We start from the raw sequence: 22341 nt of genomic DNA on the forward strand, positions 1-22341 counted from the left end.
GCTCAGCTGCCAAGTCGCCAGTCCGGCGCATGCCGGCGCAGCCACTGCTCCAGCATCATCAGGATCCACACCATCTCACCGTAGTAGCCCGCATGCTCGCGCAGTCGCTGCGTCAGCAGGCTCTCGACGAAGTCCTTGCGCACGATGCCGCGGGCCGCGATGCCGCGCAGTGATTCGGCGGCCAGCGCGTTCAGCGCCGCGTCCTTGACGGCCCAGGGGCCGAAGGGCAGGCCGAAACCGTGCTTCTTCTTCGTCAGGATCTCGTCGGGCAGGAAGCCGCGCAGGGCCTCCTTGAAGAACCAGCGCAGCTTCAGGCCCTTGAGCTTGTAGCTGGTGGGCAGCTTCAGCGAGAAGTCCAGCAGCCGCGTGTCCAGCAGCGGGAAGCTCACGTCCACACCGGCCAGCGCGGTGGTGCCCACCACCTTGGGCAGGTCGTTCTCGGCCAGCGTGTAGCGCCAGTCGAAGGCCAGCATGCGATTGAGCAGGCTGGCTTCGTGCGGCGTGGTCGCCCAGGTGGCACGCTGGTGCTCGCGCGGCGCACCGGCGTCCACGGTCGCCAGGAAGGTGGGCGTGAGTACCTCCTGCAGGCCCAGGCGGTCCAGCAGGTTGTAGCTCTGCATGCGGTCTGGCATGGGGACGCGGGCCTGGGTGATGTAGCTGGTGCCCTTCTTCAGCAGCGGAATGCGGCCGGTCAACGGGTTCATGAACAGCGGATTCAGCAGGCCCTCACGCAGCGGCGACGGGAGCTGCGTGTAGACGTGGAAGACGCGCTCCTTGGCGTAGCGTACGTTGCCGCCGAACAGCTCGTCGCCGCCGTCGCCGGCCAGCATGCGCGTGTAGCCGTCGTCATGCGCCTTGCGCGCGCAGTAGAAGGCCGGCACGGCCGACGAGTTGCCAAAAGGCTGGTCGTAATGGGCTGCGACGTCGGGAATGGCCTTCACGAGGTCGGCCGGCGTGACGTAGTACTCGTGGTGGTCCGCGCCGAAGGCCTTGGCGGCGATGCGCGCATAGGCCATTTCGTCGTAGCCCTCGGCCTCGAAGCCGATGGAGTAGCTGGCCGGCGCCTGGCCCGTGGCCTCGCGCAGCAGGCCGCAGACGGTGGAGCTGTCCGTGCCGCCGGACAGGAAGCAGGCCGTCTTGCCGTCGGCGCCCAGGCGCTCCTTCACCGCGCTGCGCAGGATGTCGCGGAACTCGTCGCGCAGCGCATCGAAGCTGGGCGCGGGCTGCTCGTCGAAGCGCGCCGCCCAGTACGGCGCCACCGTCAGCCGGCCGTTCTCGAACAGCGCGTAGTGCGCCGGTGGCAGGCGGTGGATGCCCGCATAGATGGTGCGCGGCGACGGGATGCAGTGGTGGAACAGGTAGTCGTAGATGGCCTGGGTGTCCAGCTCGCGCAGTCCCAGCCGGCGCGCCAGCTCGTCGGCGCGGGTGGCGTAGTGCAGCCGGCCGTCGTGCACCGCGTAGCACAGGCTATGCACCGCGAAGCGGTCCACCGCCAGGTAGCTGGCACCGCCGGGCAGCGCCAGCGCGACCGCAAACTCGCCGCCCACATCGGCCGCGCAGGCCGGTCCGCGCGAGGCATAGGCAGCCTGCCAGGCGGCCAGCGCGTCGTCGGCGGCGGTGGCGGCGAAGCGGGGATGGCCGGCGGCAAAGGGCGTGTCGGGCGGCAGGGCGTGTGATTGCATGCGGGTGGGTCGGTGTCAGGACGCGGGATTGTCTGCCGGAAGCGCCGGCGCGCGCAGGCGCTTGTAGGCCGTGCCGAGCGTCTGGCGCAACAGGCCGGCCAGGCCGCCCGCCGTGCGCAGGTCGTAGGCCACCAGCCCCAGGCGTTCGCGGCGCTGGCTCATCCAGGCTTTCTTGTAGGCATCGTCGCCCACCAGGAAGTCCACCTCCTGCACCTGGTCGCGCTCCATGACCTCCTGCATCAGCAGGGCCGTCAGCAGCGTGCCGGGCGCCAGCGACTGGAAGGCTTCGTCGTGGGCGAGCTTGTAGATGTGGGCCCGGCCGGCGTTGACGATCCACAGCTGCACCGCGATGGGCCTGTCGCCCAGCCAGGCCAGGCCCAGGCGCAGCCAGCCGCGCTGCGCGCACAGGCGGATCAGACCGGGCATGAAGTCGACGAAGGGCTCGGGCTGCTTCCAGCTCGCGCCGTAAACGGCCTGGTAGGCGGCGATGCCGCGTTCCACGTCGCCCTGGTGGGCGTCTTGGCCCAGGATCTCCAGCCGCCCGCCGGGCTCCGCGGCCAGCCGCTTGCCCATGCGTTTGATCGTGCTGCGCAGCTGGCCGCTGCGCTGGCTCAGGTAGGTGGGCCAGTCGGTATCCACCGGCAGATACCAGTTGCCGAAGGCGAAGTAGTCGAAGGGCTGCAGGCCTGCCAGGCGCAGCGCGCGGCGCAGCAGCGCAAACTCCGGTGACTGTGGATCCATGGGCGCGAAGCGGTAGGCCGCCGTGCCGGCGTGGTCGCGCCGCAGCGCGAACAGCAAGGGCAGCAAGTCCTCGGGCGCGAGCCCGTCTTCCAGCAGCGGCGCATACAGCGTCGTGTAGAAGTTGGCCAGCGCGCCGACCTGAGGACGCCCCGGCGCGCCGGTGCTGACGATGGGCAGCACGGCCAGCGGCCGACCCTGGCGCGACAGCAGGTACAGGCGCACCTGTGCGTCCTTGCCAAACACCGTGTCTGCCAGCAGCCCGAACCAGTCGGCGCCGAACTCGACATAGCGTTGCTCGTGCCGCCGCAGCAGCGCCTGCGCGGCCTCCGGCAGCTCGTGTGGATGGCCGAAGGTCTTCACGGTGGCGCCGCTGCGCTGTGCCATGGCGTCGGCGCTCAGCTGGCCCGCAGGCCGCAACCCACGGCGCACGGCGTGTCTGGTTCAGACCTTGCCGCGCAGACGGGCTCATGCCTCGCGCCGCCTTGAATCGAGCGCAGGCATCGCCCAGCCGGCGTCCGGCATGCTGCACGACCCCGTCCAACGCCCCGCCCCGTCATTGGCGCCGGTTCAGTGCATCTCACGGCTTGGGTTGGCGGTGAGCAAGGTCCGGAGAGACTGCCTGCAGGTTGAGGAAATGCGCGCCGGCGCTCTCGCAGAGACGGCTGTGCCTGCGGATGCGGCCGATGACGGACAGCACGCGCAGGCTGGCCAGCAGATAGGCCAGGAAACGCCGCAGGTCGTGATTGGCCAACAGGTCGGCCAAGGGGTGCAGAACACCGGCGGCCAGCAGCCGCAGCAATCCGCCCGGCCAGCTTCCACCGGGACGCTTCAACTCGAACAGCAGCTCCGAGCGTGGCCGCTCGCTGCGCGCACGCCATTGCCTCACGCCACTCGGCTTCGGCGCAGGCGCCTTGGCGCGCAGGTGCACGATGAGCGCTGCCGGCAGCAGCGCCGTGCGCACGCCGTGGTGGGCAAAGCGCTCGATCAGATCGTCGTCCTCGCCGTACATGAAGTACAGCGGGTCAAAGCCGCCGACACGGCGAAACACGTCGGCGCGCAGCAGCCATGCTGCGGCGTTGATGCCGCGAATGGGGTAGTGCGCTTGTATCCGGCCCAGGCAGGCATCGGACAAATAGCCGGGCGCATGGCGCTGCAGGTAGCCGTTCTGTGTCGCGGGGTCGACGCGTGTCAGGTCCGGACTGCAGTGCAGTGGGCTGACGATGTCGAAGTCTGGCGCCTGATTCAGGAAGCCGACCAGCCGAGCGAGGGCGTCGGGTGTGGCGTAGGCGTCCTGGTTCAGCAGGAAGACGGCGTCGGCGCCGGCACGGAGCGCGTACTCGATGCCGAGATTGTTGCCACGCCCAAAGCCCAGATTGGCACCGGACTCGATGAGGACGGCCTGCGGAAATTCGCGGCGAACGATGGCGCAGGTGTCGTCACTGGAGGCGTTGTCGACGACGATGGCGGTGCAGGCATGGCTGCCCTCGCGCAACGACTGCAGGGCGCCGCGTATCCATGTCGCTCCGTTGAAGGTGACGATGACGGCAAAGACGTTCATGGGGTGGTGCGGCGGTGGCGTTGCAGCAGGCCGAGGAGCTCGGCCTGCAACGGGTGGGAGAGCAGCCAGAGGCCGGCCAGCCAGAACAGCCCGGTCAGGCCTGCGCAGCCCAGCCACAGCGCAAGCGCCATCGGCTCTCCCGCTGTGCGCCAGCCCGTCACGACGATGGTGGCGGGCAGCAGGCTGAGCACCGCAAGTGCGGCGTTACGAGCCAGTTCTCGGCCGATGGCCCGGAAGTCGCTGGGCAGGCAGCGCTGCTTGAAGGCATAGAAATACGGCACAGCCACGATGGCCATCGCCAGCACGCCCAATGCCAGGGGCTCCAGCGCTCGCCAGTGCCAGACCACGGCGACCAGCAGGGCCGCCTTGACGGGCTGGATGATGAGGTCCGCCAGCGCGACGAGCTTTGAATGGCCTGCGGCCAGCATCAGCGTGGGGATCAGGCTGTTCAGCACGCTGACGGCGCCGGCGGCGCAATAGATCGGCACGAGGGGGGCGGCCGCGTCCCACTGCGGGCCGAACATCAGCCGCAGCACCTCCAGCGAGAACAGGCCGACGAAACCGTAGAACGGCCAGGCGACCGCACTCACGGCGGACAGGCTCTGCACAAAGCGCTGCTCCAGTTGTCCGTCTTCCCGGTGGGCCTTGGCGAAGGCCGGATAGGCCACGGAGCGCACCGTGCCCATGATGTCGCGGTGGAACAGGTTCATCAGCCCCTGCGCGCGGCTGGCGATGGCGACCGGGGTGAAGCCCAGCAGCTTGCCTACGGCCAGGTCATTGACATCCATGGAAACCGAGGTGACGACGTTGGCTGCGGTGACCGGGCCGCCGAAGCGGAGGATCTCGCGCCAGCGCTGCAGCTGCGGCGCAACGAGGCGGCGTTGTGCGCCTGCGAGGCCCAGGGCCGCAGCCGTCGTCAGGCTGCCCGCCACTTCGCCCCAGGCCAGGCTCGGCGCGCCGACGCCTGCCCACGCCAGCGTCAGCGTCGTCGACGTACCGACCACGGCCGCTGCCACGTTGATGCGCATCAGCAGGTCGAAGCGCAGGTCTCTGCGCAGCAGCGCGAGCGAGATCGAGTTGAAGGGCAGGATCAGGAAGTTCAGCGAGATGATGCGCACGATGTGCGCCAGTTCCGCGTCACCGTAGAAGTCGCCGATCCAGGGCGCTGCGGCGTTGATGCCAAGGAACAGCACGCCACCCAACAGCAGCGAGGTGCCCAGGGCGCTGCCCACGTCGGCCGCTTCCAGCGCTGGCCGCTGGATCAGGTAGTTGGCCAGGCCGAAGTCGCGCACCACTTGCGCCATGCTGACGAGTGCCATGGACACCGAGTACACACCGACCTGCTGCGGCGTCAGCAGCCGCGCCAGCAGCGTGAACGAAAGCAGCTGCAGCGCGATCAGCAGATAGCGTTCCAGGAAGGCGAAGCCGAGCGAGCGGCGTACGGTGGCCATCAATAAACGTTTTTCTTTTTCTGCGAGCGCTGGGCCGCCCAGTCCGGATAGGCGGCCGGGCGAAGCCGCGAGATCCAGCGGCTGGCGACCGTTCCCCATGCGCGCCACAGCCGCAGCTCGCACGCGAAGCGCTCGGCCTCACTGGTGCCGTGCAGCGGTGCCAACAGCCAGAAGACGGCGTCCTGCAGTGCACGGCGGTAGAGCCACAGAGGCACCCAGGCGACATGCTTCACATCCGGCTGCATCTCCGTCCAGGGCGAGATGCCGGCCTTCAGCGACCAGCGTCGGAAATAGCGCCGCGTCAGCATGGCCGGGTCCACCGGCGCGGTGACACAAAGACCGGGCTCGTAGGCCACCGCCTCGCCGCGGCGCAGGCAGCGCTGGCCGAACTCGAAATCCATGTGCCGGAAATGCGTCTCGGAGAAGCCGCCAACGCGGTCGAACAGCGAGATCTGCGCCACCAGGTTGGCGCCGGCTGGCGAATAGTCGGGCGGCGGTGGTGCCAGGCGCTCAGGCCCCAAGTCCACGCCGCCCACGATGGCGGCCATGCGCTCGTGGTACCAGGCTGGCGGGCCGCCGTCGGGCCATTGCAGCGCTGTGCGGCCGCCGGCCAGCGCCGGGCCGCCGGGGCCGAACACGTCTGCGATCTGGGCCAGCCAATCGGGCTGGAACAGGATGTCGTCGTCGGTGAAGGCCAGCACCTGGCAGCCCAGGGCGCGGGCCTGTGCGATGCCGGCGTTCAGTGCGAACTGCTTGCCCTGGCGCGGCTCGAACAACGCGTGCAGCCGGCCTGGCGCCCAGCCGGTCATGCGGGCGCTCAGCAAGTCCTGCGTCGTGTCGGTCGAGTTGTTGTCCACCACCAGCACCTCGACCTGGGTGTCCGCAGGGCAGTGCAGGGCGGCCAAGCTGTCCAGCGTGTCGCTGAGCACGGCCGCCCGGTTCCAGGTGCAGATGATGACGGCGATGTGCACGGGCATGCGGTGGGGCACGGAATGGGCGGAAACAGAGGTCGCGGATGCCCCGGGGGCTCGAAGCGCGGCGAAGTGTAGTTCGCGGCTGGGAGGCGTCCGGCCGTGCGCATCCCGCAGACGGGCGCCCCGCGCCGGCCTGGGGCGCGACGGGGCTCCCCTATGATCGCCCGCCATCTGTTGCGGTGGGGTCCGATGGGCCGCGCCGCCCAACCTTGCATGCCCCTGCACCGAATGAGCAACGCCGACTCGCGCACTGCGCGCTGCCTGATCACGGGCGCCGCTGGATACATCGGCAGCCGCCTCTGCGAGCGGCTGGACGCCCAGGGACGCCAGCCCTATGTGGCGATGTCGCGCTCGGCCGAGGTGGCGGCGCGGCTGCGCCAGCAGGGCCGCCAGGCCATCACCGCCGACCTGTTGCGCCCCGGCCAGGCCGCTAAGGCGCTGCAGGGCTGCGATGCCGTCATCCACCTGGCCCATGGCGACGGCGGCCCCGAGGCCACGCGCCTGCTGGTGGACGCCGCAGTGCGCCACAAGGTGCGCCGCTTCGTGCACATCAGCACCATGTCGGTCCATGGCCCCGAGCCCGACGCCTCGGCCGCGCGCGAGGACACGGCCCGCATCGGCCGCTACGGCAACGACTACGCCGACGCCAAGGCCGAGCAGGAAGAGATCGTGCAGGCCGCCATAGACCGCGGCGACCTGGCCGCTGTCATTCTGCGGCCCACGGTGGTCTACGGGCTGGGCGGGCATTTCGAGATGCAGGTGCTGGCCCAGGCCAAGGCCGGCGAGGTGCTGCTGTTCGATGAGGGGCGTGGCCTGTGCAACGCGGTGTTCGTCGACGACGTGTGCGACGCCATCGAGGCGGCGCTGGTGCGTGACGAGGCGCTGGGCCAGGCGATGTTCATCAACGGCGACCAGTCGGTGACCTGGGGCGAGTTCATCCACCGCTTTTCCGCCATGGTGGAGCCGGCGCCGCGCTTCGTGCCGGTGTCCTCGGCCGAGGCGCGGCGCTACTGGGTCGAGCACCCGCCCGAGCTTGTCGGTGGCCTGGCCACGCGCGTGCTGCGCAAGCTCAGGCGCCTGGTTGGCGGCCCCCCGCCCCAGGCACCCTGGCCGCCGCTGGGCCGTGTGCTGCGCGAGACCTTCCCCATCAGCTTCACCAATGACAAGGCCAAGCAGCTGCTGGCCTGGTCGCCCCGCGTGGACTTCGAGCAAGGCGTGGCGCTGAGCCGCGACTGGCTGCAGACCCGGGGCCACCTGGTCCGATGAAGCCGCGCGCCGTCATCGTCGGCGCCGGCCTGGGCGGCTGCCTGCTGGCCCAAGGGCTGGCGGACTCGCACGAGGTCGTCATCGTCGAGCGCGGCGAGGGCGACGACGAGGCGCGCTGGCCGGTGCAGGACGTGGGCTGGCCAGCCGGCTGGGCGCCGCATGTCGGCGCCGGCCCGGGCGGCTCCACGCGCCTGTGGCACAACGGCCTGATCGAGATCGAGGATGAGGTCTTTGCGGCGCACTGGCCGTTCGCCAAGGCCGAGCTCGATCCCTACTACGCTGAGGCCTTCGAGTTGCTGTCCGGCGCCCGGCTGTCGCAGGTGCAGGCGGCCATCCAGGTGCTGCGCCGGCGCTACCTGGGCTTCGGTCTTGCGGACGGGCTCTTCCAGGGCCTGTACTACCCGCTGTGGCCGCGCAATGTCTGGGACTGCCTGGGCCTGCAGGGCCGGGTGCAGCTGGTGCGTGGCAACGTGGTTGACTTCGACCTGGACGGTGCCGACCGTGTGCGCAGTCTGATGGTGGACGAGGCCGGGCAGCGGCGCGCGCTGACGGGTGATGTCTTTGTGCTGGCCGCCGGCGGCCTGGGCTCGCCGGTGCTGCTGCAAGCGCTGCAGATGCGCCTGCCGCTGCCAGCGCTGCAGCATGCCGGCGCGTATTACGAGGACCATCCCATGGGCTTCGTCGGTGAGGTGCAGGTCAGCGTGCCGCTGTACAAGCTGTGGAACTACCGGGTTCCCGGCACCGACGGCAACCTGCGCCTGCCGCTGGTGGTGCGCTCGGGCGGCCAGCATGTGTCCTTCCAGCTGCGCCCGGCAGCCAACTACTACCGCAACAGCCGTCGCGAGCGGGTGGGCAGCGTGCTCAACGACCTGCGCCGCCGGCCCTGGAACCTGCTGCTGTACGCGCGGCTGCTGCGGCACTGGGACGACATCCTGGACATCCTGTCCTTCAAGTTCGGCATCAAGCTGCCCACGCGGCACTACACGCTGCTGCTGTGCGCGCAGATGCCCACGACGCCGGAACGGGCCGTCTGGAGCGCGCCCGATGCGAACGATGGCAACGCGGCGCGCCAACGCCGCTGGACGCTGACGCCGGCCTATCTGCAAAGCCTGGACACCGCGGTGCAGGCCGTGCTGGCCTGGCTGGCCCCGGTTACCCGGCGCTCGCGCGTGTTTGCCGACTGGCACCAGGACTTGCGCAGCGCGGCCCACCATTCGGGCACGGCGCGGCTGTCCCGCACGGCCGACACGGGCGTTTGCGACACCGACGGCCGGGTTCACGGCATGGTCAACCTCTACGTCTGTGACGGCTCGCTGATTCCCGCCAGCGGCATCGCCAACACCGGTCTCACGATTGCCGCCCTGGCACTGCGCATGGCTGCGCATCTGCAGGGCGGGGCTTCTTCTTCCGCATCGCGCCAATGAACCTGCACGTCGCCATGGTCGCCCGCACCCTCAACGTCCGCCATCTGCGGGGCACGGGGCGCTATGTGCAGGAGCTGCTGCGCAACACGCGGCCCGAGGATCAGCTGCGCTGGACCGCCTACGGCCACGACCCGGCGCTGCCCTTTCGCGTGCCCGAGGGACTGATCGGCCAGGCGGACGTGTTCGACTTCCGCGGCGACCGTTTCCGCCTGTGGGAGCAGCTGGGCCTGCCGCTGCGCCTGCGCCGGGGCGGCGCGCAGCTGCTGCATTGCGCCGAGAACACCGCGCCCATCTGGCAGCCGCTGCCCACCATCGTGACCATCCACGACACCGTGCCCTGGGAGGAGGACATCCAGGGGCTGGACCGCCACTACCTGCACGACGTGCAGAAGCTGGCGCTGCGGCGCTGCGCCCACGTCATCACGATCAGCGAGTCGTCGCGGCGCGACATCGCCGCGCGCTGGCCCTTCCTGGCCGACCGGCTGACCATCATCCCGCACGGCATCGCCGACGAGTTCTTCAGCGACTCGCGCATGCCGCTGCCCGCCGTGCTGGAGCAGGCGCTGGGGGGCTCGCCCTATCTGCTCTACCTGGGCGGCGCGCAGGAGCGCAAGCGCTTCGGCTGGGCGCTGGAGCTGCTGGCCCGCAGCGGCCGCGACGACCTGCACCTGGTGGGCTGCGGCTTCGGCGCGGGCACCGCGCCGCTGGACCGCATTCCCGATTCGCTGCGCGGCCGTGTGCACTTCGCGCCCTTCCTGGAGGACGGCGAACTGGTCACGCTGTATCGCCGTGCCGTGGCGGCCATCTACCCGACGCTGTACGAGGGCTTCGGCTTCCCGGCTGTGGAGGCCCAGGCGGCCGGCACGCCGGTGCTGTTCAGCCCGGTCAGCAGCCTGGTGGACCTCGTGGGCCCGCTGTCCTGGACGAATGAGGCGCAGGACTTCGATGCCTGGCTGGCGGCGCTGCGCGAGGTGTTGGCGCTGCCTGCCGCCGTGCGCGCCGACAAGGCCGCCGCGGCCGCCGAATGGGCGCGCGGCTTCTCATGGCGCCGCAGCGTGGCGCGGCATTTCGAGGTCTACCGCGAGGTGCTGGCGCGTCACGGTTGAAAGCAGGCCTTTCGGGCCGAGCCCCGGGCCGCTCGCAGGCGCATCGCCGTCCCCGTGAGCGGCAGTCCTAGTTTTTCGGGATCCAGCGCCGCACCAGCGACTTGGCGCACTTGGTCAGCGTGTGGCGGCGGTCCGGGCCGGTGCGCAGCAGCCGGCCGAAGGTCTTCAGGCCCAGCGCCAGGTCGCCGCGGGCGCAATGGGCATCGGCGAAATTGCACCAGCTGTTGTGCTGGAAGCCGCGCAGTGCCACGGGGTCGATGGCGTGGCCGGGCGGCGATTCCATGCCGAAGCGGCCGATCAGGTTGGAGCGCATCAGCTCGGTGGTGTGCTGCGCCGGGAGGCGGCGCGACAGTGACACCGGATGCTGGCGGTACAGCACGAAGGATTCGCCCAGCCGGATGAAGCGGTGCTGGGTGCTGGCGCGCACCAGGTACTCCCAATCGTCGGTTTGCTGGTCGTCGGCCAGGAAGCCGCCCATGCGATCCCAGGCGCTGCGCCGCCAGATGACGGAGGAGGGCAGGGCATGGTTGTCGAGGATCAGGCGCGGGTAGATCCAGCCGGACAGCGACTCGTCGATGCTGCCGTTGCGCGGCTCGTCGAAGTAGCCAGGGCGTGGGTCGCCGGGCCAGAAGTGAAAGTCCGTGTAGCAGAAGTCGTGGTCGGGGCGTTGCTGCAGCGCCTGCAGCTGCAGGCGCAGCTTCTCGGGATGCCAGAGGTCGTCGGCGTCCAGCAAGGCGATGAACTCCGAGTCCACCTCGGTCGCGCCACGGTTGCGCGAGCGGGACATGCCGCGGTTTTCCTGCGAGATGACGCGTACGCGCGGATCGTCCAGCGCCGCGCACCGGGCGGTGGCGTCCTTGGAGCCGTCGTCGATGACGGTGACCTGCAGGTCGCCTGCGGTCTGGTTCAGTGCCGAGCGCACGGTCTCGGCGATGAAGGCTTCGGCGTTGTAGGCAGGGACGACGATGTTGACGCGCGGCATTGGAGCTGTGGATCAGCGGGGGGCGGGTTCGGAGGCGGCAGGCGAGGGCGCCGATGCCGCAGCGGATGCGGCGTCGGCCGGTGCGGCGGGGTCGGGGTCCTTCCAGCGGCCCACGGAGGTCAGACGATCGCGCAGCTCGACGCGTTGCACGCCCATGTCCATGGCCCGGTGGGCCATGGCCAGGGCCTTGTCGTAGTCCTTCATGTCGAAGTACAGCAGACCGGCATTGAAGTGGGTCAGCGGGTTGTCACCCGCACGTTCCACAACGAACTCCAGGAAGCGGCGCGCATCGTCGAGGCGGTTGTTTCGCGTCAGGAAGCTCACGTAGAGCATGCGGAAGACCAGGTCGTCCGGCGCAAAGCTCATGCCGCGGGCGTAATAGCACTCGATCGTCATGTCAGCCCGCGGCGGCGGGTCGGCCTTCTGCTTCTCCGCCAGGCGCTCCATGGAGTGGATGGCGCGCGGGTGGTTGGGGAAAACCGCCAGCGTGTAGCCGATGTCGTGGCCGAAGGGGCCAGTGGCACCTCTGCTGAGGGTCTCGACGCCGCGTGTGAAGTGGGCGTGCTCCACCATGTGCTTCTGATGATGGGAGGCCGTGCGGTAGTCGAACGGGCCGTACACGTTGTAGGGCTGGCCACATCCGGCGGGCGCGGGCGCGCCGTTGCCGTGTTGCTGCTGCGCCAACGCAGCAGGCGTCTGCGCCGTGAGAGCCAGGGCCAGGGCCAGCATCAGCGGCATGCCTCGTGCATGTACGGAAGTCTTCATGGCGTGGGTCTCGCAAGGCATCGTGTCTTCAACCAGTCCAGGCACAGGCGCGCTTGGGTGTCCTGGTCGGCCAGGTCGGAGAAGGTGTGATCGGCCGTCCGCAGGTCGTGCCGGCTCAGCGTCGGCCGCGCCAGCAGGCCTTGCCAGGCCGGCGACGTGGCGGCCCAGTCCGCGAACTCGCGGGCAGTGTAGTCATCGCCGCTCATGAGCAGCAGCACCGGGCCGTCGAAGCTGCGCAGGCCGCTGGCCATGCGGTCCTGGAAGCTGCGCGTGTCGCTGCGCGGGCGGGCGGCGCTGCGCGCCAGGCGCAGGTTGCCGGCCAGTGCGCGCAAGGCCTGCAGACCCACACCGCCGCGCAGCAGCTTGAGCCAGAACTCTTTCTCGCGCAGGCGCCGCGTGTAGTAGTGCTTGACGTGGGTCTGAGCCAGCGTGGCGGCCGAGCGCACCCAGGGATTGGCCAGCGCCAGCCCGGCCACGCGCGGGTCGCGGCGCGCGTCCAGGTAGAGCAGCGCGGCCGACGCGCCGTCGCACAACCCCCACAGCACCATGCGCTTGAGCGCAGGTCGCGCGGCCATCAGGGTGTCGATGGCCGCGGCGATATCGGCCTCGACGGCCAGGAAGTCGCGAGCCTCGCCGGGGCTGTCTCCCATGCCGCAGTAGTCGAAGCGCAGCGCCGCGAAGCCGTGGGCCGCCAGCTCGCGCGCCAGCAGCGTGAACTGGCGGTGGCTGCCCGCGCGGTATTGCGGGCCCCCAACGATGATGAGCACGCCCACGTCGGCGGGCGCGCCGGCCGGTTCGGCCAGGATGCCCACCAGCGACTGACCTTCGCAGACGATGTTCAGGACCGATTCCTTCATGCCAGCGCCTCCACCGTGGCCTGCACCAGGGCGGGCGCCTCCTCGATCTCGCTGGTGGCCCAGAAGCCAGGGCCCGTCAGCAGCTGCGCGTCCACGCGCCAGCCGGCGTCCTGCCAGGCCTGGATGGCCTGCTCGCTGACCGGTGTCAGCGTCGCGTCCTCTCGGGTGCTGAGTTCCAGCCACACCACGCGCCCTGCCGGCCCGGCCGGCGCCAGACGCGCAGCCTCCAGCCCCGTGGCCAGCGCGGCGCCGACGCGGTAGCCCGCCACCTCCACGGGCTGGCCGGCAGCCAGTGCGGACTTCATCTGCTCCATCAGGCCCTTGCTCGTGCCGCCGGCCATCTCGGCGGCCAGCTTCAGTCGCAGGAACTGCTGCAGCGCCAGCTTGCCGCTGCTCATGGGCTGCCAGAACAGGTGATTCACTGGCAGGCCCCAGTCGGCTGCGCCAAGCAGGCAGCCGGCGCGCAGCCCCCACAGCCACAGCGGCGCGTTGGTGCTGCCCTGCGCGGCGAGCCAGTCCAGGCCCAGGCGCACGTCGGCCTGCCAGTCGGCCCAGGCGGCGTCGCCGAAATCGGCCGACGAGTCGCCGCAGCCGCGCAGGTCGATCTGCAGCACGCGGCAGCCGGCCTGGGCCAGCGCACGGCTGGCCAGCGCGGCCATGCGGCGGGACTTGTTCATCTCCTCGGCAAACGGATGCACGTACAGCACGCGGGCGCGCTCTGCGCCCTGCGGCGCATGGTGGATGCACAGCCGCTGCTCCGCCCCGCTGGGCAGGAAGAAGACTTGCGGAGCGTTCATGCCGAGGGCTTGGCGCGACGCTGCTGCAGCCAGCCGTGCAGCGACTTCAGCCAGGGCCAGCGGTAGGCCGTCAGGTGGAACAGGTGGCGCGACTTGTCGGTCCAGCGCGTGTGCCACTCCATGACGCGGCCGAAGAACTCGATGCGTTTGAAGCGGCCTTCGTTGAACAGCGCCTCGAACTCCACCGCCCGCATCAGCGTGGACGGCGACACGGCGTGGTGGGCCTGCTGGTAGGCGGTTTTCAGGATGACCAAACAGTCGCCCTGGTGCACGCACAAGTCCATGGCCACCACCTCGTCACCGAACCAGTAGCGGTAGATGCGGGCCTGGCCGTCGCGCGCAGCCTGCTCGAGCGCGCGGCTGTAGAAGCGCCCCTGGGCGCCGCCGGCCGAGATGGCCGTGCCCTGCTCGGCCTTCCAGCCGCTGCTCTCCAGCACGCCGTACTGCTCGATGGCCGCAGCGATGGCTTGCGGCGCCTCGACCAGCTCGATGCGCGGCGTCACGCCACCGGCCTCGACCTTCTTGAGCTGCTTGCGGGTGTTCTGGCGCAGGTTCTTGCCGCGCGACTCCCAATAGGCTTCGAAGCCACCGTCCACGTCAACCCAGGCCGTGTCGATGTAGTGCAGGCTGCGCAGCCGCGGCGTGTCCAGCGTTGCGGGGTGGTGCAGCGAGTCCAGCTGCGTCAGGCCCAGCGCCAGCGGCAGGCCCGGCAGCTCGGGTAGCAGCTGCTCGATCGCGTCCGCCAGCGCCAGCCCCCGGGCCAGCAGCACCGGCCCCAACGGCAGCTGCGAGGGCTGGAAGTTGCTCCAGCGGCCGCGGCCCTGCGGCTGCAGCAGGCAGGCGCCCATCCAGCTTGCGGGGCCGGCCTTGAACGCCAGCAGCTCGCTGCCGTTGCCGAACTCCTCCAGCAGGTGGATCAGGAAGCTGGCGCGCAGGAAGGCATGCGGCTGGGCGCGCTGCTGCAGTTCGTCCCATTGCGGGGCGAACTGCTTCAGCTGCGTTGCGGGGAGCAGCTGCCAACGGTCGGTGCGGGCGGTGTTCAAGATGCGGGGCTCGGGGCGGGTGGGAGGAGGGTGTCGATGATGCGCTGGCGTTGGTCGGCGGAGAGGTCCTGGTGGCAGTGCAGTTGCAGCACGTGCACCGACCAGCGCTTGCCCTGGTCACCGGGCAGGTCGGGCACGCCGGGCCACAGCCAGTCCCAGCGCGATACGGGCAGGCCTTGCGCGCGGGCCGCCTCGTAGGCGGCCTCGGGCTCGTCCATCCAGAGCGGAAACACATAGGGCACGGCATCGCCTGGCAGTGCGGGCATCAGGGGTCGCAGGCCGGCGCGGCCGGCGAAGGCCTGCGCATAGGCGGCGTAATGCGCGCGGCGCCTCGCGACGACGGGGCCGCGGCGGGCCTCGCTGGCGGCGCGCCGGCTGGTGGCCGAGGCAGCGCGTTGGCAGGCGGCCACGTCGATGCGGGCGTACTCGCCGCTGGCATCGAACTGTGGGCGGGCCGCAGGTGTGGGGGGCGGCTTGGCCGGTGCAGGCGTGGGGCTGCGGCGCAGCGCCAGCTTGAGTGCCAACAGCGGGCCAGCCCACCAGCGCCAGCGGCCCAGTCGGCCGTGGCGGGCACTGATCTCCAGGCTGTCCAGCCAGGCGCGCAGCTCGCGCAGGGCGCCCAGCGGCTGCAGTGCCCGTGTCGCGGCAGGCGCGCGGCTGCGCAGCAGGCCGCCGTCCAGCGCGGCGAAGAACTTGGGCAGGCTGGCGATGACGATGTCGCCCTGGCGGCCCACGGGGCCGAACATCGCGTGCGCGCAGTCCTCCAGCAGCAACATGCCGCGGCGCCGGCACCAGGCCTGCACGTCCGACAGATCCAGCGGCAGGCCGAACAAATGGGCCACGCAGATGACCCGCGCATCAACCGGCAGGTGTTGATCCAGCCAGGCGAGGTCGGGCCGACCTTCCGGCGTGATCGGATAGAAGCCCACCTGCAGGCCCAGCGCCAGCGCTGGCGACACCATGGTGGGGCAGTGGTAGCTGGGGACCAGCACGCGCGCGCCGGTCGGCAGCGCCAGCGCCTCCAGGCCCAGAAGGATGGCGGCGCGGCCGCTGGCCGTGAACTGCACGCCGTCCAGGTCCAGCAGGCAGGGCAGGTCGGCGTCGCCGCCGTCCTGGTTGTGAGGCCCCGGCACTGCCTGGCGCGGGACCGGCTGGCCGGGGCCGGTGGAGCCGGTCATGGGATCAAATGCGCGCGGCAACAAAGTCGGCCAGCGAGCCTACGGTGGCGAAGGTGTCGCCGTCGATGTCGTCATCGTCGACGACCAGGCCCAGTTGCTCCTCCAGGCCGGCGATCAGGTTGACCACGGCCATGGAGTCCAGCTCCGGCAGCGCGCCCAGCAGCGCGGTGTCGCGGGTGAAGGTCTGGGCGCGGCCGTTCAGGCTGAGCACGTCATCGAGAAGCCTCAGCACATGGCCGAGCACCTGGGCGTTTTCCATTCTGGGAGGTCCAAAAAAGCAGCCGCGCAGTTTAGCCGCGCCACTCCTGGCGCCCTGGGCGCTCACCCCTTGTGCTCGGGGGCGCATGCGATACTTTTTTCACTCTGACCTGACCCCGTCCATGCCTGAATCCACTCTGCTTCACGAGTTGGTGTCCGTCGCCGCCGAGCGCACGCCCGATGCCCCGGCGCTGACCTACAGCGGCGTGACCCTGAGCTACGCCATGCTGGACGCCGCCGTCACCGGCTTCGCCAGCGGCCTGATGGCCCTCGGCCTGGGGCGCGGCGAGCGGGTGGCGATCTATCTGGAGAAACGCTTCGAGACCGTGGTCGCCAGCTTTGGCGCGCCGGCCGCAGGCGGGGTCTTCGTGCCGCTGAACCCCTTGCTCAAGCCCGAGCAGGTGGGCTTCATCTTGCGCGACTGCGATGTGCGCGTGCTGGTCACGTCACCGGAGCGACTGGCGCAGCTGGGCGAGGTGCTGGCGCAATGCCCGCCGCTGCGCCACGTCGTGCTGACCCGGGGGGGCGGCGAGGCGCCGGTGCCCGTGCATGATTGGTCGGCGCTGCTGGCATCTCCCGCCCGCACCGGCCACCGCGTCATTGACACTGATATGACGGCCATCCTCTACACGTCCGGCTCCACGGGCCGACCCAAGGGCGTGGTGCTGTCCCACCGCAACATGGTGGCGGGCGGCAAGAGCGTGGCGAGCTATCTGGAGAACCGCGCCAGCGACACGCTGCTGGCGGCGCTGCCGCTGTCCTTCGACGCCGGGTTCAGCCAGCTCACCACGGCCTTCCACAGCGGCGCGCGCGTCGTGCTGCTGAACTACCTGCTGCCCAAGGATGTGCTGAAGGCGATGGAGCGCGAGCAGGTGACCGGCCTGACCGCCGTGCCGCCGCTGTACATCCAGCTGACGCAGCTGGAATGGCCGACCGCCATCGACCAGCACCTGCGCTATTTCGCCAACACCGGCGGCCGCATGCCGCGGGCGACGCTGGACCTGCTGCGCGCCAAGGCGCCGTCGGCCCGGCCGTTCCTGATGTACGGCCTGACCGAGGCCTTTCGCTCGACCTACCTGCCGCCCGAGGAGGTGGACCGCCGGCCGGACTCCATTGGCAAGGCCATTCCCAATGCCGAGATCCTTGTGTTGCGCGAGGACGGCAGCGAATGCGCGCCCGACGAGCCGGGCGAGCTGGTGCATCGCGGCGCGCTGGTGGGCTTGGGCTACTGGAACGATGCCGAGAAGACTGCCGAGCGCTACAAGCCCTTGCCCGTCGGCGTCGGCGGGCGTGAAGGCGGCCTGCAGCTGCCCGAGGTCGCCGTGTTCTCCGGCGACACGGTGAAGCGCGACGCCGAGGGCTTCCTGTACTTCGTCGGCCGCCGCGACGAGATGATGAAGACCTCGGGCTACCGCGTCAGTCCGACCGAGGTCGAGGAGGTGCTGTACGCGACCGGCCTGGTCGGTGAATGCGTGGCCTTTGGTGTTCACCACGACACGCTGGGCCAGAGCATCCAGGTCATCGCAACGCCGCCTGACGGCGCCGCCGAGCTGGATGTGGCCGCACTGACCGCCGCCTGCAAGGCTCGCATGCCGGCTTACATGGTGCCGCACGGCATCGACCCGCGCGGCGGCCCGCTGCCGCGCAACCCCAACGGCAAGATCGACCGCAAGACGCTGTCGACCGACTGGCTCGAACGAAACGCTGCATGAGCGAACCCATTGCCCCCAAGCGTGTGCTGGAGCACGCTCCCGTCCTGTTCTCCCGTGACGCCGATGGCGAGCTGCTCGTCGGCGGCCAGCGGCTGTCGGTGCTCGCGGAGCGCGTCGGCCAGACGCCGTTCTACGCTTACGACCGCTGCCTGTTGAAGGCCCGCGTGGCCGAGCTTCGCGCGGCGCTGCCGCAGGGCATCGAGCTGCACTACGCGATGAAGGCCAATCCGATGCCGGCGCTGGTGCAGCTCATGGCCGGGCTGGTGGACGGCATCGACGTAGCCTCGGCCGGTGAGCTGCAGGTGGCGCTGAATGCCGGCGCCGATCCGCACGAGATCAGCTTCGCCGGCCCCGGCAAGCGCGACATCGAGCTGGGCCAGGCCGTCGCGGCGGGCGTGCTCGTGAACGTGGAGTCCGCGCGCGAGCTCGCGCCGCTGGCGCGCGCGTCGCAGCGGCTGGGCTTGCCGGCCCGCGTTGCGCTGCGCGTGAACCCGGACTTCGAGCTCAAGGGCTCGGGCATGCGCATGAGCGGCGGCCCCAAGCAGTTCGGCATCGACGCCGAGGCGCTGCCCGAGGTGCTGGCCGAGGTCGGTCGGCTGAGCCGCGATGGTGTGGCCTTCGAAGGCTTCCATCTGTTTGCCGGCTCGCAGAACCTCAAGGCCGAGGCCATTTGCGATGCGCAGCTCAAGAGCTACGAACTGGCGCTGCGGTTGGCCGAGGCGGCGCCCGCACCGGTGAAGTTCCTGAACCTGGGTGGCGGCTTCGGCATCCCGTACTTCCCGGGCGAGACGCGGCTGGACCTGGCGCCCATCGCCGACAACCTGGCCGCGCTGCAGGCGCGCGCCAAGACCGATCTGCCGGCCGCCAAGCTGGTCATCGAGCTCGGCCGTTACTTCGTGGGGGAGTCCGGCGTCTACGTCAGCCGCATCGTCGACCGCAAGCTGTCGCGCGGTCAGGTTTTCCTGGTGGCGGACGGCGGCCTGCACCATCATCTGTCGGCGTCCGGCAACTTCGGCCAGGTGCTGCGCAAGAACTACCCTGCGTCCGTGGAGCCGCAAGGCCGGCGCGAGACGTCGACCGAAGCCGCCAGCGTGGTCGGCCCGCTGTGCACGCCGCTGGACCTGCTGGCCGACCGCATGGACATGGCCAAGGGCGAGATCGGTGATCTGACCGTTGTCTACCAGAGCGGTGCCTATGGGCGCAGCGCGAGCCCTGAGGGCTTCCTGGGCCACCCGGGCTGTGTCGAGGTGCTGGTCTGACGCGGCCGCGTCAGGTCGCGTCGACCCAGCTGCCGTTCTGCAGAATCTGGTGCGGCAGGAAGCCGGATTTGTAGGCCATCTTGGGGCTCTCCGCGATCCAGTAGCCTAGGTAGACATGGCTGAGCTTCAGCTCCTTGGCCTGCTGGATCTGCCACAGCACGCCGTAGGTGCCGTAGCTGGCGTCGATGTCCGGGTCATAGAAGGTGTAGACCGCCGAGATGCCGTCGTTGAGGATGTCCAGGATGGACACCATGCGTAGCGGCGTGCTGCCGTCGGGCAGCGTCTCGCGGAACTCCACCAGCCGCGAGTTGATGCGGCTTTGCAGCAGGAACTGGGTGTACTGGTCGACGCTGTCATGATCCATGCCGCCGCCGGAGTGCCGGCCGGCTTGGTAACGCAGGTACAGCGCGTAATGCTCCGGTGAGTAGCCCAGCCGCATGACCTTGGCCTGCAGCGGGCTGTGCGCCTTCCAGGCGCGGCGTTGGGAGCGGCTGGGCTCGAAGCGCTCCACCGGCACACGCAGCGGCACGCAGGCGCGGCACTGATCGCAATATGGCCGGTAGGTGAACAGGCCGCTGCGGCGAAAGCCGGTGGCGACAAGGTTGGAGTAGGCGTCGGCGTGGATCAGGTGGCTGGGTGTGGCCACCTGCGAGCGTGCCTGGCGGCCCGGCACATAGCTGCACGGGTAGGCCGCCGTGGCGTAGAACTGGATCTGCGCGAGGGGCAGTTCTTTGGGGTGGGTCACGAAGGGTCGAAAAGCCGGTGCCAGTGGTCGAGATGATAGGTCCAGGCCGTGGGGCAGAGCTGGTCGACATGGGCGGCCAAGTGGGCCTCGAAGGCCGGGCGCGGCACTTCCGCGCCGCCGAGCGAGGCCAGGTGGCCGGTGTTCTGCTGGCAGTCTATCCACGGGATACCGGCTTGGCGGCATAGGCAGATCAGCGCGCAGAGTGCGATCTTGGAGGCGTCGGTGCGGCGCATGAACATGGACTCGCCATAGAACATGCGCCCAAGGTTGACGCCGTAGAGGCCGCCGACGAGTTCGCCGTCCATCCAGGTCTCGACGCTGTGCAGCGCCGGCCAGGCCAGGTAGGCCGCCTGCAGCTCGGGCACGATCCAGGTGCCGTTCTGGCCATCGCGCGGCGTCTCGGCGCAGGCTTGCAGCACGGCGGCGCGATTGAAGTCCACGCGGATCTCGCAGCCGGGCGTGGCGATGAAGCGTTGCACCGTCTTGCGCAGCGAGCGCGAGAGCTTGAAGTCGGCCGTCTTCAGCACCATGCGCGGGTCGGGTGCCCACCACAGCGGCGGCTGCCCGGGGCCATACCAGGGGAAGATGCCGCGCCGGTAGGCGGCCGCCAGGCGCTGCGGCGTCAGCGTGCCGCCGGCGGCCAGCAGGCCGGGGGCGTCGGTGTCGGGCCCCAGCGCGCGGGTGGTGGGCGGGAAGTCCAGCGAGGCGTCGTCAAGCCAGTCAATCATGCCGGCCATGGTACGGTCGCCGCCATGATCATCGTCTACGGCATCCCCAACTGCGACACCGTCAAGAAGGCCCGCGTCTGGCTGGCCGAGCGGGGCCTGGAAGTCGCCTTCCATGACTTCAAGAAGCAGGGCGTGCCGGCCGAGTTGCTGCCCGCCTGGCTGGCTGCCTTCGGCCGCGACAAGCTCGTCAACCGCGCCGGCACGACCTGGCGCAAGCTGGACGACGCCGCCAAGGCCGCCGTCGTCGACGACGCGGCCGCCACGGCGCTGATGCTGGCCGAACCCAGCGTCATCAAGCGGCCGGTCGTGCGCTGGGCGGATGGCCGCTGGACGCTCGGATTCGGTGCGCAAATGTTCGAAGAAGGTGCGTCAACCGCACCAAAGTAAAACTTCCGGTGCCTCCGTGGCGCCCGTGCCCGGCGATGCGCATGCATCAAGACTGGGCATTGAACTTGCTGTTTCGGTGCGGTTTGGCTCGGCTTGGTGCGTATCGCCCAAGCCTGGAGCCGGGAACCGACACAGGAGACAGCGTTGGAGTCATCGATCAAGCAAGGCGCGGATGCGCTCTTCATCCTGCTGGGCGCCATCATGGTGCTGGCCATGCACGCAGGTTTTGCCTTCCTGGAGCTGGGCACCGTGCGCAAAAAGAACCAGGTCAATGCGCTGGTGAAGATCCTCGTGGACTTCGCCGTGTCCACGCTGGCGTACTTCCTCGTCGGCTACCTCGTCGCCTATGGCACGCACTTCTTCGTCGGCGCCGAGCAGCTGGCGCAGAAGAACGGCTATGAGCTGGTCAAGTTCTTCTTCCTGCTGACCTTCGCAGCGGCCATTCCCGCCATCGTGTCGGGCGGCATCGCCGAGCGGGCCCGCTTTGGCCCGCAGCTGGCGGCCACGACGGTGATCGTCGGCTTCGTCTACCCGTTCTTCGAGGGCATTGTCTGGAACCAGGGCCTGGGCCTGCAGACCTGGCTGAAGGCGGCCACGGGCGCGGAGTTCCATGACTTTGCGGGCAGCGTCGTCGTGCACGCCGTGGGCGGCTGGATCGGCCTGGCGGCCGTGCTGCTGCTCGGACCCCGCCTGAACCGCTACCGCAAGGACGGCGCGATGAGCGCGCACCCGCCGTCAAGCATCCCCTTCCTGGCGCTGGGCGCGTGGGTGCTGACGGTGGGCTGGTTCGGCTTCAACGTGATGAGTGCGCAGACGCTGGACAAGATGTCCGGCCTCGTCGCAGTGAACTCGCTGATGGCCATGGCCGGCGGCACGCTGGTGGCCGTGCTGCTGGGCCGCAACGACCCGGGCTTTGCGTACAACGGCCCGCTGGCCGGGCTGGTGGCCGTGTGCGCCGGCTCGGACGTGATGCACCCGCTGGGAGCGCTGGTCACCGGCGGCGTGGCCGGCTGGCTGTTCGTAAAGTTCTTCACCCTCACGCAGAACCGCTGGAAGATCGACGACGTGCTGGGCGTGTGGCCGCTGCACGGCCTGTGTGGCGCGTGGGGCGGCATCGCCTGCGGCATCTTCGGCCAGCAGGCACTGGGCGGTCTGGGCGGGGTGGCCTTCAGCGCGCAGCTCATCGGCACGCTGGCGGGCGTGGCCTGGGCGCTGGCCGGCGGCTTCTTGGTCTACGGCATCATCAAGCTGGCCGTCGGCCTGCGGCTGGATGCCGAGCAGGAGTTCGAGGGCGCCGACCTGTCCATCCACAAGATCGGCGCGACGCCGGACCGCGAGGTCAGCTGGTAAGCTGGCTGCAACACATCAAAACGGCCCCGTTAGGAGGCTGTCGGGCTGTGGGGTGGGTGCGCGCCGGGGCGAGTTGCC

At 69.9% G+C, this 22341-nt stretch carries 21 protein-coding genes; 7 read left to right on the forward strand and 14 right to left on the reverse strand.

Translation table 11 applies throughout. From position 1 onward, the window contains the following. Nucleotides 1-2: 2 nt before the first annotated feature. The 5 genes from ACG0Z3_RS02410 to ACG0Z3_RS02430 all read right to left on the reverse strand — a co-directional run bounded on the left by ACG0Z3_RS02410 (nucleotide 3) and on the right by ACG0Z3_RS02430 (nucleotide 6409). Entirely contained in the window at nucleotides 3-1682 is a 1680-nt protein-coding gene (locus ACG0Z3_RS02410; protein ID WP_394394943.1) for an asparagine synthetase B family protein, read from the reverse strand. A 15-nt stretch (nucleotides 1683-1697) separates the two neighbouring features. Then, the gene (locus ACG0Z3_RS02415; RefSeq protein WP_394394944.1) at nucleotides 1698-2807 is read right to left on the reverse strand and encodes a GNAT family N-acetyltransferase; all 1110 of its coding nucleotides are present in this window, start codon (nucleotides 2805-2807) and stop codon (nucleotides 1698-1700) included. A gap of 193 nt (nucleotides 2808-3000) precedes the next feature. Beyond that, nucleotides 3001-3981 (reverse strand): glycosyltransferase family 2 protein, encoded by a 981-nt coding sequence (locus ACG0Z3_RS02420; protein ID WP_394394946.1) that lies wholly within the window; start codon nucleotides 3979-3981, stop codon nucleotides 3001-3003. Then, nucleotides 3978-5432: an oligosaccharide flippase family protein gene (locus tag ACG0Z3_RS02425; RefSeq protein WP_394394947.1), complete on the reverse strand. Its 1455-nt coding sequence runs from the start codon at nucleotides 5430-5432 to the stop codon at nucleotides 3978-3980. The genes ACG0Z3_RS02420 and ACG0Z3_RS02425 overlap by 4 nt, the downstream gene beginning before the upstream one ends. Next, nucleotides 5432-6409: a glycosyltransferase family 2 protein gene (locus ACG0Z3_RS02430; RefSeq protein WP_394394948.1), complete on the reverse strand. Its 978-nt coding sequence runs from the start codon at nucleotides 6407-6409 to the stop codon at nucleotides 5432-5434. The genes ACG0Z3_RS02425 and ACG0Z3_RS02430 overlap by 1 nt, the downstream gene beginning before the upstream one ends. Before the next feature lie 225 nt (nucleotides 6410-6634). Here ACG0Z3_RS02430 and ACG0Z3_RS02435 point away from each other — a divergent pair, with 225 nt between their 5' ends. From ACG0Z3_RS02435 to ACG0Z3_RS02445, 3 genes are read left to right on the forward strand one after another with little or no spacing between them, the layout of a single operon-like run. Beyond that, a complete protein-coding gene (locus ACG0Z3_RS02435) occupies nucleotides 6635-7672 on the forward strand; it encodes an NAD-dependent epimerase/dehydratase family protein (RefSeq protein ID WP_394394949.1) in 1038 nt (345 codons plus the stop codon). After that, a complete protein-coding gene (locus ACG0Z3_RS02440; protein WP_394394952.1) occupies nucleotides 7669-9096 on the forward strand; it encodes a GMC oxidoreductase in 1428 nt (475 codons plus the stop codon). The genes ACG0Z3_RS02435 and ACG0Z3_RS02440 overlap by 4 nt, the downstream gene beginning before the upstream one ends. Then, a complete protein-coding gene (locus ACG0Z3_RS02445; protein ID WP_394394953.1) occupies nucleotides 9093-10202 on the forward strand; it encodes a glycosyltransferase family 4 protein in 1110 nt (369 codons plus the stop codon). Before ACG0Z3_RS02440 ends, ACG0Z3_RS02445 begins: the two co-directional genes overlap by 4 nt. Before the next feature lie 67 nt (nucleotides 10203-10269). Here the strand turns inward: ACG0Z3_RS02445 and ACG0Z3_RS02450 are convergent, their stop codons facing one another. The 7 genes from ACG0Z3_RS02450 to ACG0Z3_RS02480 are packed head-to-tail and all read right to left on the reverse strand — an operon-like array spanning nucleotide 10270 to nucleotide 16083. Further along, on the reverse strand, nucleotides 10270-11184 hold the full coding sequence (locus ACG0Z3_RS02450) for a glycosyltransferase family 2 protein (protein WP_394394954.1): 915 nt from the start codon (nucleotides 11182-11184) through the stop codon (nucleotides 10270-10272). Between the two features lie 12 nt (nucleotides 11185-11196). Then, nucleotides 11197-11949, reverse strand: coding sequence for a hypothetical protein (locus ACG0Z3_RS02455; RefSeq protein WP_394394955.1), 753 nt, complete (start codon nucleotides 11947-11949; stop codon nucleotides 11197-11199). Then, nucleotides 11946-12806, reverse strand: a complete 861-nt coding sequence (locus tag ACG0Z3_RS02460) for a hydrolase 1, exosortase A system-associated (protein ID WP_394394957.1) — start codon at nucleotides 12804-12806, stop codon at nucleotides 11946-11948. Before ACG0Z3_RS02460 ends, ACG0Z3_RS02455 begins: the two co-directional genes overlap by 4 nt. Then, a complete protein-coding gene (locus ACG0Z3_RS02465) occupies nucleotides 12803-13603 on the reverse strand; it encodes a hydrolase 2, exosortase A system-associated (protein ID WP_394394959.1) in 801 nt (266 codons plus the stop codon). The genes ACG0Z3_RS02460 and ACG0Z3_RS02465 overlap by 4 nt, the downstream gene beginning before the upstream one ends. Further along, entirely contained in the window at nucleotides 13600-14646 is a 1047-nt protein-coding gene (locus ACG0Z3_RS02470; protein WP_394394961.1) for a GNAT family N-acetyltransferase, read from the reverse strand. Before ACG0Z3_RS02470 ends, ACG0Z3_RS02465 begins: the two co-directional genes overlap by 4 nt. Continuing rightward, the gene (locus ACG0Z3_RS02475) at nucleotides 14643-15824 is read right to left on the reverse strand and encodes a DegT/DnrJ/EryC1/StrS family aminotransferase (protein WP_394394962.1); all 1182 of its coding nucleotides are present in this window, start codon (nucleotides 15822-15824) and stop codon (nucleotides 14643-14645) included. Before ACG0Z3_RS02475 ends, ACG0Z3_RS02470 begins: the two co-directional genes overlap by 4 nt. A 4-nt stretch (nucleotides 15825-15828) precedes the next feature. Then, on the reverse strand, nucleotides 15829-16083 hold the full coding sequence (locus ACG0Z3_RS02480; protein ID WP_394394964.1) for an acyl carrier protein: 255 nt from the start codon (nucleotides 16081-16083) through the stop codon (nucleotides 15829-15831). A 121-nt stretch (nucleotides 16084-16204) separates the two neighbouring features. On the opposite strand from ACG0Z3_RS02480, the gene ACG0Z3_RS02485 reads away from it, so the two are divergent. Together ACG0Z3_RS02485 and ACG0Z3_RS02490 are read left to right on the forward strand one after the other, a co-directional pair. Next, nucleotides 16205-17794: an acyl-CoA ligase (AMP-forming), exosortase A system-associated gene (locus tag ACG0Z3_RS02485; RefSeq protein WP_394394965.1), complete on the forward strand. Its 1590-nt coding sequence runs from the start codon at nucleotides 16205-16207 to the stop codon at nucleotides 17792-17794. Further along, nucleotides 17791-19053 carry a pyridoxal-dependent decarboxylase, exosortase A system-associated gene (locus tag ACG0Z3_RS02490; protein WP_394394966.1) on the forward strand — a complete coding sequence of 421 codons (1263 nt, stop codon included), beginning with the start codon at nucleotides 17791-17793 and terminating at the stop codon, nucleotides 19051-19053. Before ACG0Z3_RS02485 ends, ACG0Z3_RS02490 begins: the two co-directional genes overlap by 4 nt. 10 nt (nucleotides 19054-19063) lie before the next feature. On the opposite strand, the gene ACG0Z3_RS02495 is transcribed toward ACG0Z3_RS02490, so the two are convergent. Together ACG0Z3_RS02495 and ACG0Z3_RS02500 are read right to left on the reverse strand one after the other, a co-directional pair. After that, entirely contained in the window at nucleotides 19064-19798 is a 735-nt protein-coding gene (locus tag ACG0Z3_RS02495; RefSeq protein WP_394394967.1) for an arginyltransferase, read from the reverse strand. Beyond that, a complete protein-coding gene (locus ACG0Z3_RS02500; protein ID WP_394394969.1) occupies nucleotides 19795-20526 on the reverse strand; it encodes a leucyl/phenylalanyl-tRNA--protein transferase in 732 nt (243 codons plus the stop codon). Before ACG0Z3_RS02500 ends, ACG0Z3_RS02495 begins: the two co-directional genes overlap by 4 nt. Nucleotides 20527-20550: 24 nt before the next feature. On the opposite strand from ACG0Z3_RS02500, the gene ACG0Z3_RS02505 reads away from it, so the two are divergent. After that, complete coding sequence (locus ACG0Z3_RS02505) at nucleotides 20551-20913, forward strand: Spx/MgsR family RNA polymerase-binding regulatory protein (protein ID WP_394394970.1); 363 nt, start codon at nucleotides 20551-20553, stop codon at nucleotides 20911-20913. Nucleotides 20914-21057: 144 nt separating this feature from the next. After that, nucleotides 21058-22263, forward strand: coding sequence for an ammonium transporter (locus ACG0Z3_RS02510; RefSeq protein ID WP_394394972.1), 1206 nt, complete (start codon nucleotides 21058-21060; stop codon nucleotides 22261-22263). Nucleotides 22264-22341 lie beyond the last annotated feature (78 nt).

The sequence above is a fragment of the Pelomonas margarita genome, assembly GCF_043555875.1.
Taxonomy (GTDB): domain Bacteria; phylum Pseudomonadota; class Gammaproteobacteria; order Burkholderiales; family Burkholderiaceae_C; genus Pelomonas; species Pelomonas margarita.

Excerpts from the sequence above, each read along its gene's own strand:
- ACG0Z3_RS02485 (WP_394394965.1), top strand. The coding sequence starts at position 16,205 with ATGCCTGAATCCACTCTGCTTCACGAGTTGGTGTCCGTCGCCGCCGAG.
- ACG0Z3_RS02455 (WP_394394955.1), bottom strand. The coding sequence starts at position 11,949 with ATGAAGACTTCCGTACATGCACGAGGCATGCCGCTGATGCTGGCCCTG.
- ACG0Z3_RS02505 (WP_394394970.1), top strand. The coding sequence starts at position 20,551 with ATGATCATCGTCTACGGCATCCCCAACTGCGACACCGTCAAGAAGGCC.
- ACG0Z3_RS02450 (WP_394394954.1), bottom strand. The coding sequence starts at position 11,184 with ATGCCGCGCGTCAACATCGTCGTCCCTGCCTACAACGCCGAAGCCTTC.
- ACG0Z3_RS02415 (WP_394394944.1), bottom strand. The coding sequence starts at position 2,807 with ATGGCACAGCGCAGCGGCGCCACCGTGAAGACCTTCGGCCATCCACAC.
- ACG0Z3_RS02430 (WP_394394948.1), bottom strand. The coding sequence starts at position 6,409 with ATGCCCGTGCACATCGCCGTCATCATCTGCACCTGGAACCGGGCGGCC.
- ACG0Z3_RS02410 (WP_394394943.1), bottom strand. The coding sequence starts at position 1,682 with ATGCAATCACACGCCCTGCCGCCCGACACGCCCTTTGCCGCCGGCCAT.
- ACG0Z3_RS02500 (WP_394394969.1), bottom strand. The coding sequence starts at position 20,526 with ATGATTGACTGGCTTGACGACGCCTCGCTGGACTTCCCGCCCACCACC.
- ACG0Z3_RS02420 (WP_394394946.1), bottom strand. The coding sequence starts at position 3,981 with ATGAACGTCTTTGCCGTCATCGTCACCTTCAACGGAGCGACATGGATA.
- ACG0Z3_RS02445 (WP_394394953.1), top strand. The coding sequence starts at position 9,093 with ATGAACCTGCACGTCGCCATGGTCGCCCGCACCCTCAACGTCCGCCAT.
- ACG0Z3_RS02460 (WP_394394957.1), bottom strand. The coding sequence starts at position 12,806 with ATGAAGGAATCGGTCCTGAACATCGTCTGCGAAGGTCAGTCGCTGGTG.
- ACG0Z3_RS02465 (WP_394394959.1), bottom strand. The coding sequence starts at position 13,603 with ATGAACGCTCCGCAAGTCTTCTTCCTGCCCAGCGGGGCGGAGCAGCGG.
- ACG0Z3_RS02435 (WP_394394949.1), top strand. The coding sequence starts at position 6,635 with ATGAGCAACGCCGACTCGCGCACTGCGCGCTGCCTGATCACGGGCGCC.
- ACG0Z3_RS02425 (WP_394394947.1), bottom strand. The coding sequence starts at position 5,432 with ATGGCCACCGTACGCCGCTCGCTCGGCTTCGCCTTCCTGGAACGCTAT.
- ACG0Z3_RS02480 (WP_394394964.1), bottom strand. The coding sequence starts at position 16,083 with ATGGAAAACGCCCAGGTGCTCGGCCATGTGCTGAGGCTTCTCGATGAC.
- ACG0Z3_RS02440 (WP_394394952.1), top strand. The coding sequence starts at position 7,669 with ATGAAGCCGCGCGCCGTCATCGTCGGCGCCGGCCTGGGCGGCTGCCTG.
- ACG0Z3_RS02490 (WP_394394966.1), top strand. The coding sequence starts at position 17,791 with ATGAGCGAACCCATTGCCCCCAAGCGTGTGCTGGAGCACGCTCCCGTC.
- ACG0Z3_RS02475 (WP_394394962.1), bottom strand. The coding sequence starts at position 15,824 with ATGACCGGCTCCACCGGCCCCGGCCAGCCGGTCCCGCGCCAGGCAGTG.